This window comes from Micromonospora sp. DT47 (assembly GCF_049844475.1).
Classification (GTDB): Bacteria; Actinomycetota; Actinomycetes; order Mycobacteriales; family Micromonosporaceae; genus Micromonospora.
This window is the reverse complement of the sequence record NZ_JBNCLC010000007.1, coordinates 145509-172129: the sequence shown is the minus strand read 5'-3', so window position 1 is coordinate 172129 and position 26621 is coordinate 145509. Positions and strand designations below refer to the sequence as shown.

Here is a 26621-nt window from a genome sequence, read left to right as displayed (position 1 = left end):
GCCGGGGGAACCGGCTGGCGACACCGCCACGCGGGCGGGAACGGCACCGGGGCGGCCGCCCGTGGCTGATGCCACGGGCGCCACGCCGCGGCCCCCCGTTACCAGTGGGCCGGAACGGTCTTCCGACCGCCGGCCCGGAATCAGTATGTCGGCCCCGGGTTGACGACGGATGCCGTGCTGTTGACGATCCGTGCCCGTTCGTGCTGAGCCGTGCGGTACGCCTGTGGCGTCACGCCGTACGCGGCCCGGAACACCCGGCTGAAGTGGGCCTTGTCCGGGAAGCCCCAGCGGGCGGCGACCGCCTGGACCGGCCGCTGTGCCAGCGCCGGGTCGGCGAGGTCGCGCCGGCACCGCTCCAGCCGCAGGTCGCGCACGTACGCCGCGACCGTGGTCTCCTCCAGCTCGAAGAGCCGGTGCAGGGTGCGGACCGAGACGTGGTGCGCGTCGGCGACCGACTGCGGGCTCAGCGCGGGGTCGCCCAGGTGCCGCTGGACGAAGCCGTGGATCTGGGTGAGCAGGGCGCGCCGGCGGACCTCCCGGGGCACCGCGTCCTCGGCCACCAGGTGCCGGCCGAGCATGGTGGAGATCAGGTCCAGCCCGACCGTGCCGAGCCGGTCGGCGTCCGCCGCGTGGTACTGCTCCGGATGCGCGGTCAGCTGGGTGAGGTACTGCGCGAGCAGGGCACCCACCCCCTCGGTTCCCGACATCCGGCCGGCCAGCAGGGGCGCCAGCCGTTCCGGCGGCAGCGGCAGCGCGCCGTACGGGATCAGCGCCACGATGGAGCGGGCGTGCTCGCGCCCGTGGTCCTCCCCGTGGTGGCTGACCTCGTGCGGGCGCGCCCCGTCGTAGAAGGTGAACTCGCCGGCCCGGATCACGCTCTGCTGCCCGGCCTGTCCGGAGGCACCGGTGCCGGTGGTGGTGAGGGCGAGCAGGAAATAGTCCACCTCGGTCTGCCGGGCCAGCTTGGCGGTCCGGACGGCGTCCAGCGAGGGGTAGCGGTAGCGGACCAGCTGGATCGGCCCGAGGCCGATGAGCTCGGCCTGCGCCCGGAAGTCGTCGGCATGCGCGGTGCGCATCCGCAGCGGCGAGGCGGTGCGCGCCACCAGGTCCAGCCACATCCCGAACCGCTCGCGCGGTGGCACCAGCTCGGTGTCGATGACGTCGCGGTGCAGCATCTCCCCACCTCCCCGTCGGCCGGCACGTCGCGCTCCATTCTGAGCGAGTTGCACGGGTCGGTGCGGCGAGGGGTGGCGGAAACGACGGTCCGCGCGGCCCGGGGCGGGCTCGCGCGGACCGTGGACGCCGCGGTCAGTCGTTGAGCACGTGCGAGAGCCGGTCGCGGAAGCGCCGCTCCGAGTCGCTGACCTGGTCCCCGCCGAGGCCGAGGAGGCCGCCGGTGGGGGCCGCGCCGACCACCTGCTCGGCGATCTCCACCAGCCAGTGCTTGTACGCCCCGGCCTCGCCCTCGTCGACCCGCGCGGCCAGCAGGCCCGCCGCCTGGCCGGCCCGGGCCAGCACGTCGTCGATCAGCGCCTGCGGGTCCGCCGGCGCGATCACCGGCAGCTCCTCGCCGGCCTCCGGGTCGCCCACCCGGGACACGAGCTCCCCGGCCACCGCCGCGACCAGCGGGCTGGCCGACTCCCGGCCGGTGGAGATGGTCTCCATCCCGGCGGCGCTCTCGGCCCGGGTGCGCCGGCCGCCGTCGGACTCGGCGGCGCTCGCCGCGGTCAGGACCGACTGCGGCAGGCCGACCAGCAGTCCCCATTCCTCGTCGGAGAAGCCGAACCCGGTGTACGCCGGTTGCTCGATCACGACTGAGCCCCTCTCGCCCTGGTCATCGTCACTGTCAGTGGTTTCGTGCCGCGCGCCCGCCGGCGCCCGCTCAGGCTAGTCCAGCGTCAGCAGGCCCTGTTCGGACACCACGGGCACGGAGAGCGTCTTGTAGCCGACCTCCTCGAAGAGCACCGTCATCCGGTCCTCCTCGTAGCCGAGCACCAGGCCGGGACCCCACTCCGGGTGCCGGACCTGGCTGTGCACCGGGAACGGACCGACCGCCCCGGCGTCGGCGACGCTGGTGCCGGCGTGGCAGTTGTCGCAGTGCCCGCAGATCTCCGACATCTGCTCGCCGAAGTACGCCAGCAGCGCCTGCCCACGGCAGCCGGTGGTCTCGGCGAACGCGCGCATCATGTCGCTCCGGGAGCGGGTGACGGTCTGCTGGCGTTCCGCCTCGGCGAGCGCCGCTGCGGCGGCCTCGGCCGGCCTGGGGGAGTAGCGCGGCGCGCCGATGTTCTGCTTGGCCCGTGGCTCGACCGCGCCGACCTGCTCCAGCAGCGACAGGTACTGGCCGAGCTTGCGGGCGCCGAGGCCGGTGACCTCCCGCAGCTCCTTCTTGGTGCCGGCCTTCTTGCGTACCACCGCGGCCAGCTCGCGCAGCTCGTTCTCGTTGGGCAGGCCACCGCTGAAGTAGCGTTGCAGCCCGACGTCCTCGGCCCGCCAGAGCAGCAGCACCCGGGCCGGCTCGCCGTCCCGGCCGGCGCGGCCGATCTCCTGGAAGTAGCTGTCCGGGGAGTCGGGCAGCGCCATGTGCACCACCCAGGCGATGTTGGGCTTGTCGATGCCCATGCCGAACGCCGAGGTGGCCACCATGATCGGGACCTGGTCGGCGAGGAACGCCTCGTGCAGCTCGTGTCGGGCGTTGGTGGGCATCCCGCCGTGGTAGTACTGCGACGGGAAGCCGGCGTCGGTGAGCCGCTGGGCGAGCTCCTCGGCGGCGCGGCGGGTGGGCACGTAGATGATGCCGGGGCGCTCGTCGTCGCGCAGCAGCGCGACCAGCCGCCGCCAGCGGTAGTCGTCGGTGGGGCAGTGGGCGACCTCGACGAAGAGGTTGGGCCGGTCCAGCCCGGAGACCACCACCTCGGGGTCGTGCAGCCGGAGCCGGGCGATGATGTCGTCGCGGACCGGCGGTGAGGCGGTGGCGGTCAGGGCGACCACCGGCGGGCGGCCGATGCCCTCGATGAGGTGGCCCAGCGCGAGGTAGTCGGGGCGGAAGTCGTGCCCCCAGGCGGAGATGCAGTGCGCCTCGTCGATCGCCACCAGCGCCGGCTTCAGCGACTTCACCTCGGCCATCCGGTCCGGGTTGCTGAGCGCCTCCGGGGTGATGAAGAGGAACTCGGCCCGCCCCTCGCGGATCTCGGTGATCGCCTGGGCCTGTTGGGCCGGGGTCTCGTCGGAGCTGATCCGGACCGCCCGCAGTTCGGGGCGCTGCCGCTCGTTGAGGGCGGCGATCTGGTCCTGCTGCAGGGCCAGCAGCGGGGAGATCACCACCGTCGGACCGGGGATCAGGCTCGCCGGGATCTGGTAGATCGCCGACTTGCCGGCGCCGGTGGGCAGGACCACCAGGGCGTCGCGTCGCTTCATCACCGCGCGCATGGCGGCGAGCTGGTTGGGCCGTAGCGCGGTCCAGCCGAAGAGGCTCTTCGCAGCGCGGCGCAACGTCATGGAGTGCGTGGACAGCTTCATCGGTGGCCGGAGGTACCCGACCTGATCATCGCCGAAACCATCCGCCGGTGGCCGCCCGGCCGGCGGCCACCGGCGGGGGCGCTCAGCGCAGCTGGGGGAGCACCTCGCGCTGGTAGAGGTCGAACAGGCCCTGGGCGTTCGGGCCGGTGTTGGCCACGTAGACCTCGTCGAAGCCGGCCTTGGCGTACCGGTCGATCATCTCCAGGTGCGCCTCGGGGCTGTTGCCGCAGACGAACGACTCCTTCATCATCTCCGGCTTCACCAGCTGCGCGGCCTGCTCGAAGTGCCGCGGCGAGGGGAGCACCTGAGAGAGCTCGCCCCGCACGCCGGCGTTCGGCCACTTCTCGTACGCGATCCGCACGCCCTCCTCCTCGCTGTCGGCGTACGCCGCCTTGAAGCCGGCCTGGCACGGCTTGTCGCCGCCGCCGTTCCCCCGGAACCGGCGCACCATGTCCCCGTCCGGCATGACGCTGACGTATCCGTCCCCGATCCGGGCGGCCAGGTCGATCGCCTTCGGGCCGAAGCCGGAGACGTAGACCGGCGGCGGCGTGTCGGGCAGCGTGTAGACCCGGGCGTGCTCGACGGTGTAGTGCCGGCCGTGGTGGTTGACGAAGCCGCCCCGCCAGAGTTCGCGCATCACCTCGACCGCCTCCTCCAGCATCTCCAGCCGGACGTCGGTCGGCGGCCAGGCGTCGCCGAGGATGTGCTCGTTGAGCGCCTCGCCGCTGCCGACCCCGAGCACGAACCGGCCGCCGTGCAACACCGCACTGGTCGCCGCCGCCTGGGCGACCACCGCTGGATGGATGCGGACGGTCGGGCAGGTGACCGCGGTGGTGACGGGCAGCGAGCAGACCTGGCTCAGCGCGCCGATCGTGGACCAGACGAAGGGGCTCTGCCCCTGGGCGTCCACCCACGGGTGGTAGTGGTCGGAGATCCACAGCGCCTCGAAGCCGGCCCGCTCGGCGTCGCGCGCCTGGTCGAGCAGCTCCGCCGGGCCGTACTCCTCACTGGACAGGAAGTAGCCGATCTTCATGGGTCCCCCTCGCCGTCGCCCGCCGCCGGGCGCGCCGGGCCGCCGTGGGGAGCGGTACCCCGGTGGGCGGGGATCAGTCTCAGCGGCGGCCGAACATGGCCCGGATCGCGGCGAGCAGCAGCAGGCCGCCGACCACCACGCCGAGCAGGCGCACGCCGGGGACGTCGGCCGCGGAGGTGGCGTCGGCGAGCGGCGGGAGATCCATCTCCGCACTGTCCCACGAGGCTCCGGGCGGCGCCAGGACGGTAACAGTAAGGTTTATTGACTATTTCGTGGCGCGGTGTGACCATGGCAGCACCGCGACGGCGAGAGCCCGTCGGAGGAGAAACGGGGGTACGGGAGCCGCATGAGCGAGCGCAATCTGGCGGGCCTGGCGGCCGCCGTCCTGCAGCCCGGTTTCGTCGGCACCACCCCGCCCGACTGGGTGTGCCGCTGGCTCGGCGACGGGCTCGGCGCGGTGGTGCTCTTCGCCCGCAACGTGGTCGACCCCGGCCAGCTCGCCGCGCTCACCGCGACCCTGCACGCCGAACGACCCGACGTCCTCGTCGCCATCGACGAGGAGGCCGGCGACGTCACCCGGATCGAGTCCGCGCTGGGCAGCTCCCGTCCCGGCAACCTCGCCCTCGGCGCGGTCGACGACCCCGGGCTGACCGAGGAGGTGGCCCGGGACCTCGGTGCCGATCTCGCCGCGCTCGGCGTCACCCTCAACTACGCCCCCGACGCCGACGTCAACAACAATCCGGCCAACCCGGTCATCGGCGTCCGGTCCTTCGGCGCCGACCCCGACCTGGTCGCCCGGCACACCGCCGCCTGGGTACGCGGCCTGCAGTCGGCCGGGGTGGCCGCCTGCGCCAAGCACTTCCCCGGCCACGGCGACACCCGCGTCGACTCGCACCACGACCTGCCCCGCATCACCGCCAGCCGGGCCCGCCTCGACGCCCGGGAGCTGGTCCCGTTCCGGGCCGCCGTGGCCGCCGGCGTGCAGGCGGTGATGACCGGCCACCTGCTGGTCCCCGCCCTCGACCCGGAGCTGCCGGCCACCCTCAGCCCGCGCATCCTCGGCGACCTGCTCCGCGACGAGCTCGGCTTCTCCGGCGTGGTGGTGACCGACGCGGTGGAGATGCGCGCGGTCGCCGACCGGTACGGCTTCGCCGGCGCGGCCGTGCGTGCCCTCGCCGCCGGCGCGGACGCGGTCTGCGTCGGCGGGGAACGGGCCGACGAGGAGGCCGCCCGACACCTGCGGGACGCCATCGTCGCCGCCGTGGTCGCCGGGGAGCTGCCCGAGGAGCGGCTCGCCGAGGCCGCCAAGCGGGTCGGCCAGCTCGCGGCCTGGACGGTGGCCGCCCGCGCCGACCGGCCGGCGCACGCGCCAGGCCGCGCCGACGCGTCGACGGTCGGGCTGGCCGCGGCGCGGCGGGCGCTGCGGGTCAGCGGGGACCGCGACGGCGTCCTCCCGCTCACCGCCGCCGCGCACGTGGTGGAGTTCGCCCCGCCGCGCAACATCGCCATCGGACCGGAGACGCCGTGGGGGGTCGGCGCCCCCCTCGCCGACCTGCTGCCCGGGACGACCACCGTCCGGCTCGCCGAGGCGGACCTGCCCACCGACCCCGTCGCGGGCGCCGACGGCCGACCGGTCGTGCTGGTCGTCCGCGACCTGCACCGGCACGACTGGATGCGGGTCGCCGTCCGGCGGGCGCTGGCCGCCCGGCCCGACGCGGTCGTGGTCGAGCTGGGGGTGCCCGAGCTGGTCACCGGACGGCTGCACGTGGCGACCCACGGCGCCACCCGGGCCGGCGCGCGGGCCGCCGCCGAGCTGCTCGCCGGCCTGGGCTGACCGCGATCCCCGGCCCGCAAGCGGGGCTCCGTCCCCGTCTGCGGCGTGTCGCGGTGTCCAGTGAGGCGGACACCGCGACATGCCGCGAACCGCGACGAGCGAGGCCCCGGCCCGACGGGCCGGTGACTACGCCGGCTCGACCACCAGCTCGGCGTACTCGGGGTGCCGTTCGATGAACGCCCGCACGAACGAGCACTGCGGCACCAGCCGGCCGCCGCGCTCGCGCACCTGGTCCAGGCTGGCCCGGACCAGCGCCGCGCCCACCCCCATGTCCTGGAACTCCGGGCGCACCTCGGTATGGGTGAACACCAACACCTCGCCGCGGGGGATGTACGCGGTGAAGCCGGCAAACGCGTCGTCGACCAGGATCTCGAAGCGGTGCTTGGCGGGGTTCTCCTCGACCAGGAAGCTCACCGGCCCATTGTCTCCCCCCGCTGGGCCAGCCGGTCCAGTTCGGCCAGCAACCGGTCCACCTCGTCGGCGGTGTTGTAGTGGTACACGCCGGCCCGGACCGCCCCGCCGGTCTCCCGCAGCCCCATCGCCCGGAAGTACTCGTAGGCGTAGTAGTCGCCGGAGGAGAGGCAGAGGCCGGCCTCGCCCAGCGCCGCCGCCAACCCGGCCGGCGACCAGCCGGCCAGCCGGAACGACACCGTCGGGCAGCGGCGGGCGGCAGCGCCGTACACGGTCACCGCGGGGTGGGCGGTCAGGCCGCCGAGCAGCCGGTCGAAGAGCGACTCCTCGTAGCCCTGGGCGGCGGCCAGCCCGGCGCGGACCCGTTCCCGCCGGTCACCGGTCGCGGCCGGGTCCAGCCCGGCCAGGTGGTCCACCGCGGCGGCCACCCCGGCCAGCAGCGGGAAGCTCGGCGTGCCGGCCTCGAACCGGTCCGGCACCGCGTCGGAGCTGGGCAGCAGCTTGGCCGGGCGCAGCACTGCCCAGCGGGCCGGGTCGGCCACCATCGCGGCGAGGTGCGGGCCGGACCACTTGTAGGCGCTGGTGACCAGGAAGTCCGCGCCCAGCGAGGCGAGATCGGTCGGGCCGTGTGGCACCGAGTGCACCCCGTCGACGCAGACCAGGGCGCCCGCCTCGTGGGCGGTCTTGGTGATCGCGGCGACGTCCGGCACGGTGCCGATCGCGTTGCTTCCGGCGGTCACCGCGACCAGCCGGGTCCGCGCGCCGACCAGATCGGCGTACTGGCCGGCGGGCAGCTCCCCGGTGGCCGGGTCGAACTCGGCCCAGCGCACGGTGGCGCCGGCCGCCTCGGCCGCCTGCACCCAGGGCCGCACGTTCGCGTCGTGGTCCAGCCGGGAGACGACCACCTCGTCGCCCGGGCGCCAGGTGTCGCCGAGTGTCCGGGCCAGGGTGTACGTCAGCGCCGTCGCGCTCGGCCCGAGCACCACCCCGTCCGGCGCCGCGCCGAGCAGGTCGGCCACCGCGGCGCGGGCGGCGGCGACCAGCTCCAGGGAACGCCGGCCGGGTACGAAGGCGGTGCTCCGGTTGCCCAGCGCCGTGCGCATCGCGTCGCTCACCGCGTCGATCACCGACTGCGGGGTCTGGGTGCCGCCGGCACCGTCGAAGTGGGCGAAACCCTCGGTCAGGGCGGGGTAGGCGGCCCTGGTCCGGGCGATGTCGAACGGCATGTCGGGACCCTACCCGCCCGGGTGGGCGGCACCGGTCCCGGTGGATGATCAAGGCGGCGGTGCCGGGTGGGCGCGCGTCTCGTACCCTGGTCGGGTGACGAACCGATCCGTTATCCCCCCGCTGACCCCCTCCCGCCGGGCCGCCGGCCTGCTGGCCGGCCTGGCGCTCGGCGTGGCCGTGCTCGCCGGGTGCAGTTCCGACGGCGCCGATACCGACTGCGGCCTGGACCAGACCTGCACGGTCACCTTCGACCGGGGCGTGGACGCCAGCGCCAAGTTCCTGGGCGTCGAGGCCAAGCTGGTCGGCGCCCAGGGCGACCAGGTGACCGTCGAGGTCGCCGGCGAGCAGGTCTCCCTCACCACCGGCCAGCAGGCCACCGAGGTGGGCGGCTTCGCGGTGACCCTGGACAGCGTCACCGACCAGCAGGTCAAGATCCGCGTGGCCAAGAGTTCCGGCAGCTGACGCCGCCCGGGCGGCGGTAAACCACGTTTGGGGATCTTCGCATTCGGAGATTGTGGCGCCATGTCACTCACCGGGAATGCCGAAGCCACCGCCGCCCGCACCGCGGACAGCCGCTGGCTGGAACTCCTCGCCCGGGCCGGCTTCATCGGCTACGGGATCGTGCACCTGCTCTTCGCCTGGCTCGCCCTGCAGATCGCCTTCGGCAAGGCCGGCGAGAACGGCGACCAGTCCGGTGCGCTGCGTACCATCGCCGCCCAGCCGCTGGGCAAGTTCCTCGTGATCACGATCGCGATCGGCCTGCTGGCGATGGCGATCTGGCAGGGACTCGAGGCGGCCGTCGGGCACCGCGCCGAGCAGGGCAAGGGGCGGGTCTGGGAACGGCTCGCCTCCGTCGGCCGGACCATCGTCTACCTCTACTTCGCCTGGACCGCCTTCAAGGTCTTCAAGGACGCCGGCTCCAACAGCGCCGACCAGCAGGAGGCGCTGACCGGCAAGCTGATGACCTCCGCCGGCGGTCGCTGGCTGGTCGGGCTGGCCGGTCTGGTGCTCGCCTGCATCGGTGTCGGCCTGGTGATCTACGGTTTGGTCAAGCGCTTCGAGAAGCACCTCAAGACCGGTGAGATGAGCCCGCAGGCCCGGACCCTGGCCCGTCGGCTCGGCGTCGCCGGCTACGTCGCCAAGGGCATCGCGTACGGCATCGCCGGGCTGCTGATCATCGTCGCCGCGGTGAAGTACGACCCGGAGAAGGCCCGTGGCCTGGACGCCGCCCTGCACACCCTGCGGGACCAGTCGTACGGCCAGGCGATCCTGGTGCTGGTCGCCCTCGGCATCGCCGCCTTCGGCACCTTCTGCTTCCTCCAGTCCCGGTACCGCAAGGTCTGAGCTGGTCGATTCGGTGATCCCCGGGCACCATAGGGCTTTTGCCCGGGACCGATCAGCCGGGCTGGAGGGAGACAACCTAGTGCAGGACTACCTCGAGACGATCGCCGCCGCGGCTGCCGCGGCGGCGATCGCCCTGCTGTTCGTCGAGGTGGTGCACCGCGTGATCCGCCGGCTCGGCCGGCGCTCGCTGCTCATGACCGAGCTCACCGAGCACGCCCACCGCTCGTTCCAGGTGGCCGCCACGGTCGTCGCGGTCCAGTTCGCGGTGCGCCTCACCACCGGCTACGCCGTCGGCGCCAGCTGGCGTCAGGTGGTGCTGCACGTCCTGGTGCTCGGCCTGGTGGCCGCGGTGGCCTGGCTGGTCGCCTCGCTGCTGGTGGTGGTGGAGGACACCGCGCTGGCCCGGTTCCGGACGGACGTGCCGAACAACCGGCAGGCCCGCCGGGTGCGCACCCAGGTGGTGCTGCTGCGCCGGCTGACCATCGCGGTGATCGTCATCCTGGCGGTCGGCGTGATGCTGATGACCTTTCCCGCCGTCCGCGGCATCGGCGCCGGCGTACTGACCAGTGCCGGTGTGGTCGGTGTGGTCGCCGCGCTGGCCGCGCAGAGCCTGCTCGGCAACGTCATCGCCGGCCTCCAGCTCGCCTTCAGCGACGCGGTACGCCTCGACGACGTGGTGGTCGTCGAGGGGGAGTGGGGCCGGGTCGAGGAGCTGACCCTCAGCTACGTGGTGGTGCAGATCTGGGATGACCGGCGGCTGATCCTGCCCACGTCGTACTTCACCAGCACCCCGTTCCAGAACTGGACGCGGACCGAGGCCGCCGTGCTGGGCACCGCCGAGTTCGAGGTCGACTGGTCGATCCCGGTGCAGGCCATGCGGGAGGAGCTGCGCCGGCTGGCCGAGAGCACCGAGCTGTGGGACGGCCGGGTCTGCGTACTGCAGGTGACCGACGCGACCGGCGGGACGCTCACCGTGCGGGCGCTGGTCAGCGCCGCCGACGCCGGGAGCCTCTGGGACCTGCGCTGCCTGGTCCGCGAGCACCTCGCCGCCTGGGTCCGGGACCAGCAGCCGACGGCCCTGCCGCGCACCCGCACCGAGATCGGCGACGCCTCCGGCACGCTGCCCTGGCAGTGGGTGCAGCCCCGCCGCCCGGTACGCCGGTCGCAGGACGCCGAGGTGCCGGACGACGCCCGGGTCTTCGGCGGCAGCGACGACGGCGAGGCCCGCAGCGAGGCCTTCGTCGGCCCCGCCGACGACGGGGAGGCGCGCGGCGAGGCCCGCGTCGGGGTCGAGGAACCCGCCGAAGCCCACCGCTGAGCATCCCGAGAAGCCCCCGGAACCCACGGTTCCGGGGGCTTCCTCGTCGCCGCTTCCGCGTTTCGCCGGACGTTCCGGGCCGACCTGCGGTCAGATGATGACTGGGGTACTGCGCGCAGGATTGGCGGGCAGCGGCTCCGGGCATACAGCGCGGTGATGATGAAAGGAGGACAGCATGGCTGACGTCGCGAACCACCGCACGTCCCGGACCGGGAGCGAGCCGTCCACCGCCGAACTCGTGCAGCGGGCCACCGAGCAGGTCTCCCGTCTGGTGCGGGACGAACTCGCGCTGGCCCGGGCGGAGTTGACCCAGAAGGGCAAGCACGCCGGGATCGGGATCGGTCTCTTCGGCGGGGGCGGCGCGCTGGCCCTGTACGGGCTGGGCGCGCTGGTCGCCACCGCGATCCTGCTGCTGGACCTGGTGCTGCCCGGCTGGGCGGCCGCCCTGATCGTGGCGGTGACACTCTTCCTGCTCGCCGGGGTCCTCGCCCTGGTCGGGAAGAAGCAGGTCAGCCAGGCGGTTCCGCCGATGCCGGAGGCGGCGGTGCGCAGCGTCCGGGCGGACGTGGACACCGTCACCGCCGCGGTGAAGGACAGGGGACGGGCATGACGGGCAACGGCACCGGCGACACCGAGGCGCTGCGCGAGGAGATCCGGCGTACCCGGGTGGAGCTGGGCGAGACGATGGAGCTGCTGGCCGCCAAGGCCGACGTCAAGGCCCGGTTGCGGGAGTCCGCCGGGCAGGCGAAGGAGCGGATGCGTGAGCAGGCCGCGCTGACCGTGTCCCGGGTGCGGGGGCAGGCGGCGCAGAAGGCGGACGTCGCGCGGGTGCAGGCGTACGAGAAGGGTGCGGCGGTCCGGCGCAACCCGGTGCCGTGGGCGGCGGTCGCGGCCGGCGCCGTGGCGACCGTGATCGTGCTGTTGGTCGTCCGGGGGAGGCGCAGGTGAGCAGGGGCATTGGGAAGACCGCGTACAAGCCCGTCGGGGTGCTGCTCGGTCTGGCCGCCGGTACGGTCGCCGGGGCGATCTTCCGGCAGGTCTGGAAGGTGACCGCCGGCGACGGCGAGGCGCCCAGCGCGACCGACGAGGACCGCGGCTGGGGCGAGGTCCTCGCCGCGGCGGCGCTGCAGGGCGCGATCTTCGCGGTCGTCCGGGCCGCCGTGGACCGGGGCGGCGCGGTCGGCGTACGACGGGTGACCGGCCGCTGGCCGGACTGACCGGCAGGCGTGCAGGCCCCCCATCCGCATCGACGGGTGGGGGGCCTTTCGCATGGCGCCGACGACCCCTCCAGCGATCTCAGGCATCCGTCAGGTCACATGTCGGAAAATTTCGTCGGGCGGGCTGTGCAGAGTTTTGCGTACGTGGTTTGCTGATCTCCGCTGTTGAGAGATGGCGTGGGTTGAGAGAAGTCTCCTGCGTGGGGGCCGCCTCAGGCGCTGCTGCTCGAAAACGGCCAATCGGCCGCACGGCGTGCTCGGCCGCCAGTTTTAGAAGGAGATACACATGGCGCAGGGAACCGTGAAGTGGTTCAACGCTGACAAGGGCTTCGGCTTCATCACCGTCGACGGCGGGGGTGCTGACGTGTTCGTCCACTTCTCGGCCATCCAGACCAGCGGCTACCGCACGCTGGAGGAGAACCAGCGGGTGGAGTTCGAGATCGCCCAGGGTCAGAAGGGTCCGCAGGCCGAGCAGGTCCGCCCCCTCTGAGCAGTGCCGGTCGGCAGCCGCCGGCCCGGGTGATCCGGCCCCCCGGATCGACGAGAAGCCCCGTGTCCTCGCTGGGACGCGGGGCTTTCCGCGTATCCGGGCCCGGTGCCGCGGCGCTGCCCGACCACCGCAGGGCGGCGGCGCCGGCGAACGGGTCAGGTGCGTCGGCGGGCGCGCAGGCCGAGCCAGAGCACGACGAGGCCGATCAGCACCAGCACCGGCCCGATGACCGCCCAGATCCGCTGATCGGTCATCACGCTGCCGCTGACGTACCCGAGCCCCTGCACCGTCCACACGCCACCGACCACCACGGCCAGCAGGCCGAGGGTGAGCGTGAGCCAGCCCCTCATCGGTCCCCCTCCACTCGGCCGGTGCGTCCGGCCCCGCCGCCAGCATGCGGGTCGGCCGGGCCGGACGCGAGCACCGTGCCGACGCGGCTCACCACCGGTCGTGCACCCGGGGCCGCACCAGCTCGTCGTAGAACGACCGGACGGTCTCCCGCTCCTGCCCGGTCAGCGGCCGCAGCCCGGCCGCGGCGGCGTTGCCGCGCGCCTGTTCCGGGCTGCGGGCACCCGGGATGACCACGGCGGCGGACAGGACGTCGAGGGCGGCGCCCTCGCTGACCTGTCCCCAGTCGGCGTCGAGCTGCCAGGCGCCCAGTCCGACGACGCCCACCTGCCGGCCGAGCCGGTCGAAGCTGCGCTGTTCCATTCGGACGAGCCTAGTGACCGCCTTGCCAGCACGCAGCGCGGGCCGTAGAGTCCAACAAGACGTACGTACGGTTTGGAGGCTGCGATGTGGGATCCCACGACCTACCTGCGCTACGGCGACGAACGGTCCCGACCCTTCCACGATCTGGTCGCCCGCGTCCCGGCCGACCGGCCGCGCGCCGTGGTCGACCTCGGCTGCGGCCCCGGCACGCTGACCGCCACCCTCGCCGCCCGCTGGCCGGACGCCCGGACCGCCGGCGTCGACTCGTCCCCGGAGATGATCGACCGGGCCGCCGCCCTGGACGCCCCGGTCGACTTCACCGTCGGTGACGTCCGGGACTGGCGGCCCACGCCGGACGTCGACGTCGTCGTCGCCAACGCGGTGCTGCAGTGGGTGCCCGGCCACGAGGACCTGCTCGTGCGCTGGGCCGGTGCGCTGACCCCCGGCGCCTTTCTGGCCTTCCAGGTACCCGGCAACTTCGCCGCTCCCTCGCACCGGGCGCTGCGCGAGGTTGCCCGGGCCACCCGCTGGTCGGACACGCTGGCGCCGCTGCTGCGCGAGGCGCCGGTGCGCGACGCCGTCGACTACGCCGCGCTGCTGGCCGCCGCCGGCTGCGCCGTGGACGCCTGGGAGACTACCTACGTGCACCTGCTGCCGGCCGGCGCCGACGCCGACCATCCGGTGCTGACCTGGATGGAGGGGACCGCGCTGCGCCCGGTCCGGGCCGCGCTGGACGCCGCCGGCTGGGCCGACTTCCGCACCGAACTGGGGGTACGGCTCGCCGAGGCGTACCCGGCGCGGCAGGGTCAGGTGTACTTCCCGTTCCGCCGCATCTTCGTGGTTGCCCGCACCGGCGCCCGTGCAGAGGAGAAGCCGTGACCGACCTGTCCACCTTCATCGCCGCACTGCCCAAGGTGGAGCTGCACGTGCACCACGTCGGCTCCGCCTCGCCCCGGATCGTGGCCGAGCTGGCCGCCCGGCACGAGGGGCGCAGCCCGGTGCCGGCGGACCCGGACGCGCTCGCCGACTACTTCGCCTTCCGCGACTTCGCCCACTTCATCGAGGTCTACCTGAGCGTCGTGGACCTGATCCGCGACCCGGAGGACGTCTGGATCCTCACCTACGAGGTGGCCCGCGAGCTGGCCCGCCAGCAGGTCCGGTACGCCGAGCTGACTGTCACCCCGTACTCGCACGTGCACCGGGGCATCCCCGCGCCGGCGTTCTGCGAGGCGATCGAGGACGCCCGCAAGCGCGCCGAGGCCGACTTCGGCATCGCGCTGCGCTGGTGCTTCGACATCCCCGGCGAGGCCGGACTGCCGGCCGCCGAGCAGACGCTGCGGATCGCGCTGGAGGAGCGGCCGGACGGGCTGATCAGCTTCGGCCTGGGCGGCCCCGAGATCGGCGTGCCCCGGCCGCAGTTCAAGCCGTACTTCGACCGGGCCCGGGCCGCCGGCCTGCGCTCGGTGCCGCACGCCGGCGAGACCACCGGCCCGCAGACGGTCTGGGACGCGCTGCGCGACCTCGGCGCCGAGCGGATCGGCCACGGCATCTCCGCCGTCGACGACCCGCAGCTGCTGGCGTACCTGGCCGAGCACCGGATCGCCCTGGAGGTCTGCCCGACCTCCAACGTGCGCACCCGGGCGGTCGCGCGGATCGAGGAGCACCCGCTGAAGCGGCTGGTCGACGCCGGCGTGCTGGTGACGATCAACTCGGACGACCCGCCGATGTTCGGCACCACCCTCAACGACGAGTACGCGGTGGCCGCCCGGCTGCTCGACGCCGGCCCGGACCGTCTCGCCGCGCTGGCCCGTGACGCGGTGACCGCCTCGTTCCTGGAGCCGGCGGAGAAGACGCGGATCAGCGCCGAGATCGACGCCTGTTCGGCGGCCGCGACGTACTGACCGGCCGGGCGCCGCGCGGGCGGGCGACGTTCACCGGGCGTCGCCGCCGCGCGGCCAGCGCCAGCCCGAGGGCGGCGGCCAGCGCGACGGGCAGGTACGGGGCGTCCAGCGGCGTCCCGGCCGTGGACTCCACCACGCCGTACGCGAGGACCGGGTCCTGCCAGAGAGCGAGCGTGACGGCGATGCCCGCGCCGATCACGGTCGCCCAGCGGATCGGTCGGCTGACGGACGGGTTCATCGGCTCACCTCACGACTGTCGGCGGGTGAGGGGTGCGCGCGCGGCGGGAGTGGGTGTGGGGGGACCGTGCTCCCGCCGCGCGCACTGGCTCCGCCGGCCGGCAGGTGTCAGGGGCGACAGGCCGGCGGAACTGATGGGTTCTGGCCTGATCATGCCAGCTCACGACGGCTACGCCGCCGTCGTTAATCCGGATCTAAGGAAGACTTGCGCCCGCCCACAGCCGGGCCCGGTCGCGGCCGGAGAGTCAGCCGTCGGAGCGGCGCTGCCGGGGCCACCGGCGGCCGCCGGTCTTCTGCTCCCGGGCCTCCCGGGCCATCCTGCCGACCAGCCCGAACCGGTTGACCTGCCGGGGCGTCGCCTCCGGGTCGGCCAGCAGCATCACCACGCTGGCCCCGCCCAGCCGGGCCCGGTCGATGCTCACCGAGCCGCTGGCCTGCAACGCGACCCGCTTGGCGATGTCCAGGCCCAGCCCGGTCGAGCCCTGGTCGCTGGCGCCCCGGCGCAGCGCCCGGTCCGGGTTGGCGATCCCCGGACCGGCGTCGTCGATCCGGATCGCCACGTACCCGTCCCGGCGGGAGACCGCCACCTCGAACGCGGTCCCCTGCGGGGTGTAGCGGAAGACGTTGCCGATCACCGCGTCCAGCGCGGCGGCCAGCTCGGCACGGGGGACCAGGGCGGGGATGCGCAGCTGAGCGCCGCTCACCCGGTGCGGCCGGTTCTGGTCGCCGGCCAGGGCGGCCCAGAACACCATCCGGTCCCGGACCACCTCGCTGACGTCGCACTCGGCCGGCCCGGCCTCGTGCGCGACCGCCTTGCGGGTCGTCTTGATCAGCACGTCGATCTCGCCCTCGAGGGTGACGATCGCCTGCCGGATCCGCCGGATCGTGCGCCGCCGGTCCAGCTCGGCCGCGGTGAACGAGCCGACGCTGGTGTCGTCGGAGTCCAGCCCCTCGGCGTCCAGCCGCAGCACGGTCAGCGGCGTGCGCAGCCGGTGCGACAGGTCGGCCACCAGTTCCCGCTCGTCGGTGCGGGCGGCGACGAGACGGTCGGCCATCCGGTTGAACGCGTACCCGGCCTCGGCCAGCTCGCGCGGACCGATCGGCTCCACCCGTACGCCGAGGTCGCCGTCGCCGACGGCCAGGGCGGCCGTGACCAGACCGCGGGTGGAGTCGACCGCGCGGGCCGCCACCCGGTCGACCACGATCACGGCGGCGAGGACCAGCGCCACGGCCACCCCGGCCAGCAGCAGCCAGGTGCCGTCGGCCCCCTCGTCGAGGGCGGACGCCGGGACGAAGACCTCGACCACGGCGATCTTGTCGTCGAGCACCACCGGGTCGAGGCGGAGCACCCCGCCGTCGACGTCGGTGACCACCGACCGCTTCTCGTTGCGGGCCCGGTCGAGGTCGGTGGCCGGGGCCCGGCCGGCGGACTCGTCGGCGACGAGGCCGTGCACCACCGGCCGGGTGGCCGGGTCGTCGCCGCTGGCCTCCACGGCCCGCCGCACGGCCGCCGGGTCGGTGCTGACCGCCAGCGCCCCGGTGACCATCGCGCCGCGCCGGGCCGCGTCCGCCAGCGCCTCCCTGCGGACCTCGTCGCGCAGGCTCACCCCGAGCGGAATCAGGAACGCCAGCGCGACCAGCGCGCACATGCCGGCCGTGAGGTAGGCCAGCGCCAGCCTCAGTCCGGGGCCACCAGCCGGAAGCCCACCCCCCGCACGGTGCGCAGGTAGCGCGGCTTCGCCGCGGACTCGCCCATTTTGCGCCGTAGCCAGTAGAGGTGAACGTCGATGGTCTGGTCCTCGCCGACCGACGGTTGCCGCCATACCTCCTCCAAGAGCTCCCGCCGGGACACTACCCGGCCGGGTCGTGCGGCGAGATACGCCAGCAGGTCGAATTCCTTGCGGGTCAGCGCCAACGGCTCCCCGTCGAGCACCGCGCTGCGCTCGCCGACGTCCACCCGAAGGCCGCCCACGGCGTGCACCGCCGGCTGCACCGTCCGGCTGGCCCGGCCCGTCCGGCGCAGCACGGTGGTGATCCGCGCGTCGAGGTGGGCGCCGGTGAACGGCTTGACCATGTAGTCGTCCGCCCCGGCGCGCAGCAGCCGGACCACTGACTGCTCGTCGTCACGGGCGGTGGCGATGATGATTGGTACGTCGGTGATGCCGCGCAGCATCCGCAGCGCGTCCGAGCCGTCCAGGTCGGGCAGGCCGAGGTCGAGCACGACCAGGTCCGGGGTCTCGGCGGCGACCCGGCGCAGCGCGTCCAACGCCGTGCCGACGGCGTGCACGGCGTGCCCCCGCTCGCTGAGGGACCGCAGCATCGCGCCGCGTACGACGTGGTCGTCTTCGACCAGGAGCACGGTGGCCACGTCAGAACCGTACTGCCCGTGGCAAGTTGATCGCGTTGCGGCATCCCCGGGAACCGGGCAAGCTGGCACGACGATGTCCTTCACCCTCTTTTCCGACTCCCGGGCGGCGCTGGCCCGGGACAGCCTCGCCGGCCTCTCCGTCGGCGACGCGCTGGGGTCGCAGTTCTTCGTTCCCGGCCGCCGGCCGGAGGATTTCGCGGCCGGGCGGCTCCCGCCGCCGCCCTGGCAGTGGACCGACGACACCGAGATGGCCTGCTCGGTGGTGGCCGAGCTCGCCGAGCACGGCCAGCTCGACCGGGACCGGCTGGCGCTCGCCTTCGCCGAGCGTTGCGAGCCGTACCGGGGCTACGGGCCGGGCGCCGTGACGATCCTGCGGCTGATCCGTACCGGCACCCCGTGGCCGGTGGCGGCCGCCTCCGCGTTCGACGGGCAGGGCTCCTGCGGCAACGGCGCGGCGATGCGGGTCGGCCCGCTCGGCGCCTGGTTCGCCGACTCGGCCACCCGGGCGGCGGCGCAGGCCCGGGCCTCCGCCGAGGTCACCCACGCCCACCCGGAGGGGATCGCCGGCGCGGTCGCGGTGGCCGTCGCCGCCTCGCTGGCCGCCCGGGCCCGGCTGGACGGGGTACGGCCCGAGCCGGCGCGACTGCTGGCCGCGGTCGCGACCGCGCTCGACCCGGCCGCCGAGGTGCACCGCCGGGTACGGCGCGCGGCCGGGGTGCTCGGCCGGCCGCTCGCCGAGGCCGTCGAGGCGCTGGGCAACGGCTCCCGGGTGACCGCCCAGGACACGGTGGCCTTCACCCTCTGGGTGGCCGCCTCCCACCTCGAGGACTATCCGGCGGCGATCCGGGCCTGCGTCGAGGCGGGCGGGGACGTCGACACCACGGCGGCCATCGCCGGTGCGGTGGTGGCCGCGCACACCGGGGTCGGTACCCCGGGCGGCGTGCCGGACGGCTGGCTGTCGGCCCGGGAGCCGCTGCCGGACTGGCTCGGCTGAACTCAGCGCGATCCCGCCGGCTGCGCCGCCGCCGCGGTGCCGTCCGCCGTGGCGTTGGTCTCCGCCGCGTCCGTGCCGTCCGCCGTGGCGTCCGTGCCGGCCCGGCCGTCCGCGGTGCCGGCCGGGCCCGGCATGCGGCCGTCGAAGGTCCACGCCGAGTGCTCCCCGGCGGCCACCTCGGGCGTCGCGTCGGCGGCCGCCCCGTCGTCGGTCGGGTCGCCCGGCGTGCCGCGCCGGCGCCCGCGGCTCGCCACCCAGCCGATCGCCGCGCCGCCGCCCAGGCCGACCAGCAGCACCCCGCCGAGCAGGAGGTCCGCGCTCGGCCCGTCGCCGTCCGCCGGGGTGCCGGCGTCCCGGGGCGCGGTGCCCGTCCCGGCCATCCCGGCGTGGTCCCCGACCGCCGTGCCGGGGTCGGCCGTCGCGCCGGTGGCGCCGTGGCCGTGCCCGGTCGCCGCCCCGGGGGCCGCCGGCAGCAGGGCCAGCGTCGGGGCCGGGTGCCCGCCACCGGCCGGATCGGCCCACCACACCACCGTGCCGTCCGAGTAGGTCTGCACGACCTCGAAGCGCATCGCGTCGGCCTGCGGCAGCGGGCCCATGGCGACGGCGAGTCGGGCCGGACCGGCGTCGCCCCCGCCCGCCCGGGTCCAGATCACCGAGGCGGTCACCGTGTCGACGCTGAAGCCGTGGATGCCGGCCACCGGTCGTTCCGGCGTACGGGTGGTGATCAGCGGCGCCCAGCCGTTCACCGACAGCGGGTAGACCTCACCGATCGGGGCGTCGGCGGGGAGCTTGAACTCGATCTTCTCGGTGCGCGCGCCCGGCCGCTCCTCCGGCACCACCAGGGTCAGCTCCACCGCGTCGCCCTGCGAGGCCCGGGTCGGCGTGGTCGTCACGCCCGCCGCGAGCGCCGCACCCGGCCAGCCCAGCACCCCGGCCACCGCCGCGGCCAGGACGAGTGCGGTCCGGCTCCGACGGTTGCCGATCCGGGTCGTCGTCATCCGTGCCCCCATCCGTCTCGAGGCGGCCGGCACCGGCTCCGGCCACACCCGGTAGTTCGGACGGGGGGCCGGAAAGGTTCAATCCGCGCCCGAGGAATCGTGGCGCGCGCGACACGGCGGGCCGCCCCTTTCCCGACGACCGGGCGAAAAGGGGCGACCGATAGCATCGCAGGGAGCCGGAACCCGGCCCACTCGTACCGTCTGCAGCTGAGGAGTCACCGTGTCCGCACCCCGTACCCCCGTCGTGGCCGACCCCGTCGTCGTCGCCGCCGGGACCACGGCGGCCGACGCGGTGGCCGCGGCCGGGCTGCCCGCCAACGGCCCCAAGGCGATCGTGGTCGTCCGTGACCCGCAGGGCGTACTGCGCGACCTCGACTGGAAGCCGGCCGAGGAGACCACGGTCGAGCCGGTCAGCCTCGACTCGCCGGACGGGCTGAACGTGCTGCGCCACTCCACCGCGCACGTGCTCGCCCAGGCCGTGCAGGACGTCTTCCCGGAGGCGAAGCTCGGCATCGGTCCGCCGATCGGGAACGGCTTCTACTACGACTTCGACGTCGACAAGCCGTTCCAGCCGGACGACCTCGCCAAACTCGAGAAGCGGATGCAGGAGATCATCAAGTCCGGCCAGCGGTTCCGCCGGCGGCGCTTCCGCAGCCTGGACGAGGCGAAGGCCGAGCTGGCCGACGAGCCGTTCAAGCTGGAGCTGATCGACGTCAAGGGCGAGGGGCTGGACAGCTCCGAGGTGATGGAGGTGGGCGGCGGCGAGCTGACCATCTACGACAACCTCGACGCCAAGGAGGAAAAGGTCTGCTGGTCGGACCTGTGCCGGGGCCCGCACCTGCCGAACACCCGGCTGATCGGCGCGTTCAAGCTGATGCGCTCGGCCGCCGCCTACTGGCGTGGTTCGGAGAAGAACCCGCAGCTGCAGCGGGTGTACGGCACCGCGTGGCCGACCCGGGACGAGCTCAAGGCGTACCTGAAGCTCCTGGAGGAGGCCGCCCGGCGCGACCACCGCAAGCTCGGCGCGGACCTTGACCTGTTCAGCTTCCCCGACGAGATCGGCTCCGGCCTGGCGGTGTTCCACCCCAAGGGCGGCATCATCCGGCGGGAGATGGAGAACTACTCGCGGCGTCGGCACGAGGCGGCCGGGTACGAGTTCGTCAACACCCCGCACATCACCAAGGCGCAGCTCTTCGAGACCTCGGGTCACCTGCCGTACTACGCCGACACGATGTTCCCGCCCATGCAGCTGGAGGGCGCGGAGTACTACCTCAAGGCGATGAACTGCCCGATGCACAACCTGATCTTCAGGGCGCGCGGGCGGTCCTACCGGGAGCTGCCGCTGCGGTTCTTCGAGTTCGGCACCGTCTACCGGTACGAGAAGTCGGGTGTGGTGCACGGCCTGACCCGGGTGCGCGGCCTGACCCAGGACGATTCGCACATCTACTGCACCCGGGAGCAGATGCCCGGCGAGCTGTCGACGCTGCTGACGTTCGTGCTGGACCTGCTGCGCGACTACGGCCTGGACGACTTCTACCTGGAGCTGTCCACCCGGGACGACTCGCCGAAGTTCATCGGGTCGGACGACGACTGGGCGGAGGCGACCGAGGCGCTGCGCACCGCCGCCGAGTCCTCCGGGCTGGACCTGGTGCCGGACCCGGGCGGCGCGGCCTTCTACGGCCCGAAGATCTCGGTGCAGGCCAAGGACGCCATCGGCCGGACCTGGCAGATGTCCACCATCCAGGTCGACTTCAACCAGCCGGCGCGGTTCGGCCTGGAGTACCAGGCCGCCGACGGCACCCGGCAGCAGCCGGTGATGATCCACCGGGCGCTGTTCGGCTCGATCGAGCGCTTCTTCGGCGTGCTGACCGAGCACTACGCGGGCGCGTTCCCGGCCTGGCTGGCACCGGTTCAGGTGGTCGGCATCCCGATCCGCGAGGACCACACCGACTACCTGCACGGCTTCGTCGCGGCGCTGCGCGCCGAGGGGATCCGGGCCCAGGTGGACGCGGGTGACGACCGGATGCAGAAGAAGATCCGCACCGCGCAGCAGCAGAAGATCCCGTTCATGGTGATCGCCGGCGACGACGACGTGGCCGCCGGCACGGTGTCGTTCCGCTACCGGGACGGCTCGCAGCGCAACGGGGTGCCGATGGCCGAGGCGGTCACGCACGTGCTCGACGTGGTCAGCTCGCGCACCAACTCGGGCCCCTCCGCGGAGAGTTGAGACGCGTTGCCGGCGCTACGCACGCCGACACCGGCCCGGGCGCCGGCGCGGCCCGGAACTCACCCCGGAGCAGGCCGCCCGGCTGACCCCACGGACCTGGCCGGCCGGTGCGGACGGGTGGGATCCGCTGCGGTGACCGTAGGATCGGCGATGTGACTGGGGTGGAACGGCACGTCGACGACGGTGCGGACAACGGCTTGGCGGACGGGCTGGACCGGCTCTGGACGCCGCACCGGATGACCTACATCTCCGGCGAGGACCGGCCCGAGGGCGGCTACGAGAAGCCCACCGGCTGCCCGTTCTGCCTGGCGCCGGGGCGGCCGGCGGAGGAGAGCCTGGTGGTGGCCCGGGGCGAGCACGTCTTCGTGGTGCTCAACCTCTACCCGTACAACCCGGGTCACCTGCTGGTCTGCCCGTACCGGCACGTCGCCGACTACACCGAGCTCGACCCGGCCGAGACCATCGAGCTGGGCGTGTTCACCCAGGCCGCGATGCGGGTGATCCGGCACGTCAGCAGCGCGCACGGGTTCAACCTGGGGATGAACCAGGGCGGGGTGGCCGGCGCCGGCATCGCCGCCCACCTGCACCAGCACGTGGTGCCGCGCTGGGGCGGCGACGCCAACTTCATGCCGGTGATCGGCCGGACGAAGGTGCTGCCGCAGCTGCTCGCCGACACCCGCGAGCTGCTCGCCAAGGCCTGGCCGGCGTGACCGTCCGCGACCTGCGGGGTCACGCCGGCCGGTCGCGCAGCGCGGCCACCAGCTCCGGCCAGCTCTCCACCCGGCGTACGCCGGCCAGCTGCGCCGCGTACGCGTCGACCTCGTCCTGCCGGGGCCGGAACAGGTAGCGGTACGGCACGGTGTCGAGGTGGCCGAGCACCTCCAGCCGGTCGTCGACGAAGTGGGTCAGACCCAGCTGCGCGGCGATCGGCCCCTTCTCCGGCCGGGTCCGGCAGAAGTGCAGCCGCTCCGGCCCGATCCCGGTGCGGGCGTGGAAGTCGTGGTGCGCCAGCCACTCCCGGGTACGCCGCTCGGTCGGCTCTTCGCACTTGCTGACCACGTACGCCTCGTCGAAGCGCGGGACCAGCTCGGCCAGCGCCTCGAACACCCCCGCCACCGGCGGCGTACGAAGGTAGTTCGGGCCGAAGAACGAGGTGTCGTCGGTGCCCTCGCTCCGCTCGATGATCACCCCGCCGACATCCACGCCCAGCCGTCGCATGTCGTCGATCATGCACGATGAGCGACGTTCTTGCCGTCCAGCGCGCTGGAGGTGGCACGATGCGTCGATGGCAGGAACGACACGGACGTTGGGGCGCAGCGGCATCGAGGTCAGCGCCCTCGGCATGGGGTGCTGGGCGATCGGTGGTCCCTGGGCCGAGGGCACCCAGCCGTTGGGGTGGGGCGCGGTCGACGACGAGGAGTCGGTCCGGGCCGTCCGCCGGGCGCTCGACCTCGGCGTGACCCTCTTCGACACCGCCGACACGTACGGGGCCGGGCACGGCGAACGGATCCTCGGCCGGGCGCTCGCCGGCCGGCGGGACGAGGCGGTGATCGCCACCAAGTGGGGCTACACCTTCGACGAGCGGTCCCGGCAGGCCACCGGCGAGGACACCTCCCCGGCGTACCTGCGCCGGGCGGTGACCGACTCGCTGCGCCGGCTGGACACCGACCGGATCGACCTCTACCAGTTGCACCTGGGCGACCTGCCGCTGCCGCGGGTGGAGGCGCTGGTCGACACCCTGGAGGTATTGGTCGCCGACGGGCTGGTCCGGGCGTACGGCTGGAGCACCGACCGGGCCGACCGGGCGGCCACCTTCGCCCAGGCGGCGCCGCACGCCACCGCCGTGCAGCACAGCCTCTCGGTGCTGCGGGACGCCCCGGCCATGCTGGACGCCTGCGACAAGCACGACCTGGCCAGCGTCAATCGGGGCCCGCTCGGGATGGGGCTGCTCACCGGCAAGTACACGACCGGCTCCACGCTGCCCCGCGACGACGTGCGGGGCAGCGCGCCGACCTGGCTGGAGTGGTTCCGCGGCGGCCGGCCGGCGCCCGAGTGGCTGCGCCGGGTCGCGGCGGTCCGCGGCGCGTTGACCGCCGACGGCCGGACGCTGGCCCAGGGGGCGCTGGGCTGGATCTGGACCCGCAGCGGTCGCACGGTGCCGATCCCCGGCTGCCGCACGGTCGCCCAGGTCGAGGAGAACGTCGCCGCCCTGCGCCGCGGCCCGCTCGCCCCTGACCACTTCGCCGAGGTCGAGCGCCAGCTCGCCGCCCTGCGCACCGCCGCCCTCCGCGAGGCCGACCGCCCCTACTGGCCCATGCCGCCGATCCCCGCCGCCCGCCCCTGACCCCCCGGCGGGTGGGGGTGGGGCGGCGGGAGGTCAGGAACGCGTGGTGTGTTCCTTGCGGGCCTGGTCGGCGAGGTGGGCGGGCATGGGGTCGTAGCGGGCGAACTCGCGGCGGAAGCTGCCGGTGCCGGCGGTCATCGAGCGCAGCTCGACCGCGTAGCGGAGCAGCTCCGTGGCGGGGATCTCGGCGCGGACCAGGCTGCGCCCCTCGGCGTCCGGGTCCGGCTCGGTGCCGAGCACCCGGCCGCGCCGGCCGGAGAGGTCACCCATCACCGCACCGACCGAGGAGTCGGCGACCCGGACGACCACCTCGTCCACCGGTTCCAGCAGCGCCGGCTGCCCCTTCTCCGCGGCGTCCCGCAGGGCGAGGGCGCCGGCGGTCTGGAACGCCGCGTCGGAGGAGTCCACACTGTGCGCCTTGCCGTCGACGAGGGTCACCCGCAGGTCCACCACCGGGTGGCCGGCGACCAGGCCGCGCTCCATCTGCGCCCGGACGCCCTTCTCCACCGACGGGATGTAGTTGTGCGGGACGGCCCCGCCGACCACCTTGTCGACGAACTCGAAGCCGGCGCCGCGCGGCAGCGGCTCCACCTCGATGTCGCAGACCGCGTACTGGCCGTGCCCGCCGGACTGCTTGACGTGCCGCCCGTGCCCCTTGGCGGGGGCGGTCAGCGTCTCCCGCAGGGACACCCGGACCGGCTCGGTCTCCAGCTCGACGCCGCCGCTGCGCAGCCGGTCGAGCACCACGTCGGCGTGCGCCTCGCCCATGCACCAGAGCACCAGCTGGTGGGTCTCCGGGTTGCGCTCCAGCCGCAGCGTGGGGTCGCCGGCCACCAGCCGGGCCAGGTTGCGGGCCAGGGCGTCCTCGTCGGCCCGGCTCTTCGCCACGATCGCCACCGGCAGCAGCGGCTCGGGCATCTCCCAGGGCGCGATGAGCAGCGGCTCGTCCTTGGTGGAGATGGTGTCGCCGGTCTCCGCGCTGCCCGACTTGGTGATCGCGCAGATGTCGCCGGCGACGCAGAGCGGCACCTCGCGCAGGCTCGCGCCCAGCGGGCTGTAGATGTGTCCGACCCGCTCGTCGGCGTCGTGGTCCGGGTGCCCGCGCTCGGCCATGCCGTGCCCGGAGACGTGCACCACCAGGTCGGGGCGGAGCGTGCCGGAGAAGACCCGGACCAGGGAGACCCGCCCGACGTGCCGGTCGACGGTGGTCTTGACCACCTCGGCGACCAGCGGGCCTGCCGGGTCGCAGCTCAGCGGGGGTCGGGGCGAGCCGTCCACCCCGGTCACCGCGGGCACGTCGTGCTCCAGCGGCGACGGGAACGCCGAGACCAGGCCGTCCAGCAGCACGTCCAGGCCGACGCCGGTCTCCGCGCAGACCGGCACCACCGGGTAGAAGTGGCCCCGGACGACCGCCTTCTCCAGGTCGGTGATCAGCACCTCGGTGTCGATCTCCTCGCCGCCGAGGTAGCGGTCCATCAGGGTCTCGTCCTCGCTCTCGGCGATGATCCCCTCGATCAGCTCGTCGCGGGCCTCCAGGATGGCCGGCAGGTGCTCCGGGTCCGGTTCGCGCACCGTCGCGGGCAGCCCGTTCGTGTAGTCGAAGACCCGCCGGGTGATCAGCCCCATCAGTCCGACCACCGACTCGCCGTCGTCGCCGAGCATCGGCAGGTAGAGCGGGAGCACGTTGTCGCCGAAGACCCGCTGGCAGAGCGCCACCGCCTCGTCGAAGTCGGCCCGCGGGTGGTCCAGCCGGGTCAGCGCGACGGCGCGCGGCATGTCGACCGCGGCGCACTCCTCCCAGAGGGCGGCGGTGGCGGCGTCCATCCCGTCGGCCGCCGAGACCACGAACAGCGCCGCGTCGGCGGCCCGCAGGCCGGCCCGCAGCTCGCCGACGAAGTCGCCGTAGCCGGGAGTGTCCAGGAGGTTGATCTTGACGTCCCGGTGCATCAGCGGGGCGCAGGCGAGGCTGACCGAACGCTGCTGGCGTACGGCCGCCGGGTCGTGGTCGCTGATCGTCGTGCCGTCGGCGATCGTGCCGGCCCGGCCGATCGTGCCGCTGGCCGCGAGCAGCGTCTCGACCAGGGTGGTCTTGCCGGCACCGGAGTGCCCGACGAGCACGACGTTGCGGACCCTGTCGGGCTTGGTCACCACCGGCGCGCCGCCGGTGACACCCTTCTCGTGATTTTTCTGCGCCATCGCGGCGCACCTCCCTCAGCCGGTGGTAGGTGGCGACCGCCGCGCGCGACGGGGAAGCGGGCCCGGGCGGGTGCCGCGGCGATATCCTCCGGTGGTCTGCTGGACGACGGATACTCAACGGGCGGGTCGGTGAGCTGGCTCACCTCGCACGCTCGATCTCACACCCGTTGCCGACCCGGCACAAGCATCCGCCGGGCGGGTCGGACGACCGGCCGTATCGCCCGCCGCTGCCGGCCGTTATCGTGGGACCGC

28 protein-coding genes and 1 pseudogene are annotated in these 26621 nt (G+C 74.1%); 14 read left to right on the top strand and 15 right to left on the bottom strand.

The genetic code is table 11. From position 1 onward, the window contains the following. Nucleotides 1-140: 140 nt before the first annotated feature. From ACLQ2U_RS13790 to ACLQ2U_RS13770, 5 genes are all read right to left on the bottom strand, one after another. Nucleotides 141-1175: a helix-turn-helix domain-containing protein gene (locus ACLQ2U_RS13790; protein WP_425751007.1), complete on the bottom strand. Its 1035-nt coding sequence runs from the start codon at nucleotides 1173-1175 to the stop codon at nucleotides 141-143. A gap of 133 nt (nucleotides 1176-1308) precedes the next feature. After that, nucleotides 1309-1812 carry a hypothetical protein gene (locus ACLQ2U_RS13785; protein ID WP_425751006.1) on the bottom strand — a complete coding sequence of 168 codons (504 nt, stop codon included), beginning with the start codon at nucleotides 1810-1812 and terminating at the stop codon, nucleotides 1309-1311. 75 nt (nucleotides 1813-1887) lie between these two features. Then, complete coding sequence (locus tag ACLQ2U_RS13780; RefSeq protein ID WP_425751005.1) at nucleotides 1888-3519, bottom strand: RecQ family ATP-dependent DNA helicase; 1632 nt, start codon at nucleotides 3517-3519, stop codon at nucleotides 1888-1890. Nucleotides 3520-3601: 82 nt separating this feature from the next. After that, complete coding sequence (locus tag ACLQ2U_RS13775; protein ID WP_425751004.1) at nucleotides 3602-4552, bottom strand: TIGR03557 family F420-dependent LLM class oxidoreductase; 951 nt, start codon at nucleotides 4550-4552, stop codon at nucleotides 3602-3604. Nucleotides 4553-4631: 79 nt separating this feature from the next. Continuing rightward, the gene (locus ACLQ2U_RS13770; protein WP_425751003.1) at nucleotides 4632-4757 is read right to left on the bottom strand and encodes a hypothetical protein; all 126 of its coding nucleotides are present in this window, start codon (nucleotides 4755-4757) and stop codon (nucleotides 4632-4634) included. Between the two features lie 141 nt (nucleotides 4758-4898). Here ACLQ2U_RS13770 and ACLQ2U_RS13765 point away from each other — a divergent pair, with 141 nt between their 5' ends. Further along, nucleotides 4899-6386 carry a glycoside hydrolase family 3 protein gene (locus ACLQ2U_RS13765; RefSeq protein WP_425751002.1) on the top strand — a complete coding sequence of 496 codons (1488 nt, stop codon included), beginning with the start codon at nucleotides 4899-4901 and terminating at the stop codon, nucleotides 6384-6386. 126 nt (nucleotides 6387-6512) lie between these two features. Here ACLQ2U_RS13765 and ACLQ2U_RS13760 read toward each other — a convergent pair whose 3' ends face one another. After that, a complete protein-coding gene (locus tag ACLQ2U_RS13760; RefSeq protein WP_425751001.1) occupies nucleotides 6513-6800 on the bottom strand; it encodes a GNAT family N-acetyltransferase in 288 nt (95 codons plus the stop codon). Continuing rightward, entirely contained in the window at nucleotides 6797-8023 is a 1227-nt protein-coding gene (locus ACLQ2U_RS13755; protein ID WP_425751000.1) for a cysteine desulfurase-like protein, read from the bottom strand. The genes ACLQ2U_RS13760 and ACLQ2U_RS13755 overlap by 4 nt, the downstream gene beginning before the upstream one ends. A 94-nt stretch (nucleotides 8024-8117) precedes the next feature. On the opposite strand from ACLQ2U_RS13755, the gene ACLQ2U_RS13750 reads away from it, so the two are divergent. The 7 genes from ACLQ2U_RS13750 to ACLQ2U_RS13720 all read left to right on the top strand — a co-directional run bounded on the left by ACLQ2U_RS13750 (nucleotide 8118) and on the right by ACLQ2U_RS13720 (nucleotide 12393). Then, nucleotides 8118-8486 carry a hypothetical protein gene (locus ACLQ2U_RS13750; protein WP_425750999.1) on the top strand — a complete coding sequence of 123 codons (369 nt, stop codon included), beginning with the start codon at nucleotides 8118-8120 and terminating at the stop codon, nucleotides 8484-8486. A gap of 60 nt (nucleotides 8487-8546) precedes the next feature. Further along, nucleotides 8547-9368 carry a DUF1206 domain-containing protein gene (locus tag ACLQ2U_RS13745; protein ID WP_425750998.1) on the top strand — a complete coding sequence of 274 codons (822 nt, stop codon included), beginning with the start codon at nucleotides 8547-8549 and terminating at the stop codon, nucleotides 9366-9368. A gap of 79 nt (nucleotides 9369-9447) precedes the next feature. Beyond that, nucleotides 9448-10686, top strand: a complete 1239-nt coding sequence (locus ACLQ2U_RS13740; RefSeq protein WP_425750997.1) for a mechanosensitive ion channel family protein — start codon at nucleotides 9448-9450, stop codon at nucleotides 10684-10686. Between the two features lie 175 nt (nucleotides 10687-10861). Then, nucleotides 10862-11296: a phage holin family protein gene (locus ACLQ2U_RS13735; protein ID WP_425750996.1), complete on the top strand. Its 435-nt coding sequence runs from the start codon at nucleotides 10862-10864 to the stop codon at nucleotides 11294-11296. After that, nucleotides 11293-11634 (top strand): DUF3618 domain-containing protein, encoded by a 342-nt coding sequence (locus ACLQ2U_RS13730; RefSeq protein WP_425750995.1) that lies wholly within the window; start codon nucleotides 11293-11295, stop codon nucleotides 11632-11634. Before ACLQ2U_RS13735 ends, ACLQ2U_RS13730 begins: the two co-directional genes overlap by 4 nt. Further along, entirely contained in the window at nucleotides 11631-11903 is a 273-nt protein-coding gene (locus tag ACLQ2U_RS13725) for a DUF4235 domain-containing protein (protein ID WP_425750994.1), read from the top strand. The genes ACLQ2U_RS13730 and ACLQ2U_RS13725 overlap by 4 nt, the downstream gene beginning before the upstream one ends. 286 nt (nucleotides 11904-12189) lie before the next feature. Beyond that, nucleotides 12190-12393 (top strand): cold-shock protein, encoded by a 204-nt coding sequence (locus tag ACLQ2U_RS13720; RefSeq protein ID WP_011905669.1) that lies wholly within the window; start codon nucleotides 12190-12192, stop codon nucleotides 12391-12393. A 155-nt stretch (nucleotides 12394-12548) separates the two neighbouring features. Here the strand turns inward: ACLQ2U_RS13720 and ACLQ2U_RS13715 are convergent, their stop codons facing one another. After that, nucleotides 12549-12743 (bottom strand): hypothetical protein, encoded by a 195-nt coding sequence (locus ACLQ2U_RS13715; RefSeq protein WP_425750993.1) that lies wholly within the window; start codon nucleotides 12741-12743, stop codon nucleotides 12549-12551. Between the two features lie 88 nt (nucleotides 12744-12831). Next, nucleotides 12832-12981, bottom strand: a pseudogene (locus tag ACLQ2U_RS13710) (aldo/keto reductase); the annotation flags it as partial. A 207-nt stretch (nucleotides 12982-13188) separates the two neighbouring features. On the opposite strand from ACLQ2U_RS13710, the gene ACLQ2U_RS13705 reads away from it, so the two are divergent. Next, nucleotides 13189-13983, top strand: coding sequence for a trans-aconitate 2-methyltransferase (locus ACLQ2U_RS13705; RefSeq protein WP_425750992.1), 795 nt, complete (start codon nucleotides 13189-13191; stop codon nucleotides 13981-13983). Then, on the top strand, nucleotides 13980-15005 hold the full coding sequence (locus ACLQ2U_RS13700) for an adenosine deaminase (RefSeq protein ID WP_425750991.1): 1026 nt from the start codon (nucleotides 13980-13982) through the stop codon (nucleotides 15003-15005). Before ACLQ2U_RS13705 ends, ACLQ2U_RS13700 begins: the two co-directional genes overlap by 4 nt. On the opposite strand, the gene ACLQ2U_RS13695 is transcribed toward ACLQ2U_RS13700, so the two are convergent. The 3 genes from ACLQ2U_RS13695 to ACLQ2U_RS13685 form a co-directional block, all read right to left on the bottom strand. Beyond that, the gene (locus ACLQ2U_RS13695; protein ID WP_425750990.1) at nucleotides 14962-15243 is read right to left on the bottom strand and encodes a hypothetical protein; all 282 of its coding nucleotides are present in this window, start codon (nucleotides 15241-15243) and stop codon (nucleotides 14962-14964) included. The genes ACLQ2U_RS13700 and ACLQ2U_RS13695 overlap by 44 nt on opposite strands. 244 nt (nucleotides 15244-15487) lie before the next feature. Next, the gene (locus ACLQ2U_RS13690; RefSeq protein WP_425750989.1) at nucleotides 15488-16891 is read right to left on the bottom strand and encodes a HAMP domain-containing sensor histidine kinase; all 1404 of its coding nucleotides are present in this window, start codon (nucleotides 16889-16891) and stop codon (nucleotides 15488-15490) included. Between the two features lie 29 nt (nucleotides 16892-16920). Continuing rightward, a complete protein-coding gene (locus tag ACLQ2U_RS13685) occupies nucleotides 16921-17610 on the bottom strand; it encodes a response regulator transcription factor (RefSeq protein ID WP_425750988.1) in 690 nt (229 codons plus the stop codon). Nucleotides 17611-17683: 73 nt separating this feature from the next. Between ACLQ2U_RS13685 and ACLQ2U_RS13680 the strand changes: the two genes are divergently transcribed. Then, a complete protein-coding gene (locus ACLQ2U_RS13680) occupies nucleotides 17684-18604 on the top strand; it encodes an ADP-ribosylglycohydrolase family protein (protein WP_425750987.1) in 921 nt (306 codons plus the stop codon). Between the two features lie 2 nt (nucleotides 18605-18606). On the opposite strand, the gene ACLQ2U_RS13675 is transcribed toward ACLQ2U_RS13680, so the two are convergent. Next, nucleotides 18607-19602 carry a DUF1775 domain-containing protein gene (locus tag ACLQ2U_RS13675; protein WP_425750986.1) on the bottom strand — a complete coding sequence of 332 codons (996 nt, stop codon included), beginning with the start codon at nucleotides 19600-19602 and terminating at the stop codon, nucleotides 18607-18609. A gap of 220 nt (nucleotides 19603-19822) precedes the next feature. Between ACLQ2U_RS13675 and thrS the strand changes: the two genes are divergently transcribed. Beyond that, nucleotides 19823-21829: a threonine--tRNA ligase gene (gene thrS, locus ACLQ2U_RS13670; protein WP_425750985.1), complete on the top strand. Its 2007-nt coding sequence runs from the start codon at nucleotides 19823-19825 to the stop codon at nucleotides 21827-21829. A gap of 197 nt (nucleotides 21830-22026) precedes the next feature. Beyond that, nucleotides 22027-22539, top strand: coding sequence for an HIT family protein (locus ACLQ2U_RS13665; RefSeq protein ID WP_425751115.1), 513 nt, complete (start codon nucleotides 22027-22029; stop codon nucleotides 22537-22539). 19 nt (nucleotides 22540-22558) lie between these two features. Here the strand turns inward: ACLQ2U_RS13665 and ACLQ2U_RS13660 are convergent, their stop codons facing one another. Beyond that, entirely contained in the window at nucleotides 22559-23047 is a 489-nt protein-coding gene (locus ACLQ2U_RS13660; protein WP_425750984.1) for a hypothetical protein, read from the bottom strand. A 67-nt stretch (nucleotides 23048-23114) separates the two neighbouring features. On the opposite strand from ACLQ2U_RS13660, the gene ACLQ2U_RS13655 reads away from it, so the two are divergent. Next, nucleotides 23115-24173, top strand: coding sequence for an aldo/keto reductase (locus tag ACLQ2U_RS13655; protein ID WP_425750983.1), 1059 nt, complete (start codon nucleotides 23115-23117; stop codon nucleotides 24171-24173). A gap of 33 nt (nucleotides 24174-24206) precedes the next feature. On the opposite strand, the gene ACLQ2U_RS13650 is transcribed toward ACLQ2U_RS13655, so the two are convergent. Continuing rightward, the gene (locus ACLQ2U_RS13650; protein ID WP_425750982.1) at nucleotides 24207-26369 is read right to left on the bottom strand and encodes an elongation factor G-like protein EF-G2; all 2163 of its coding nucleotides are present in this window, start codon (nucleotides 26367-26369) and stop codon (nucleotides 24207-24209) included. Nucleotides 26370-26621 lie beyond the last annotated feature (252 nt).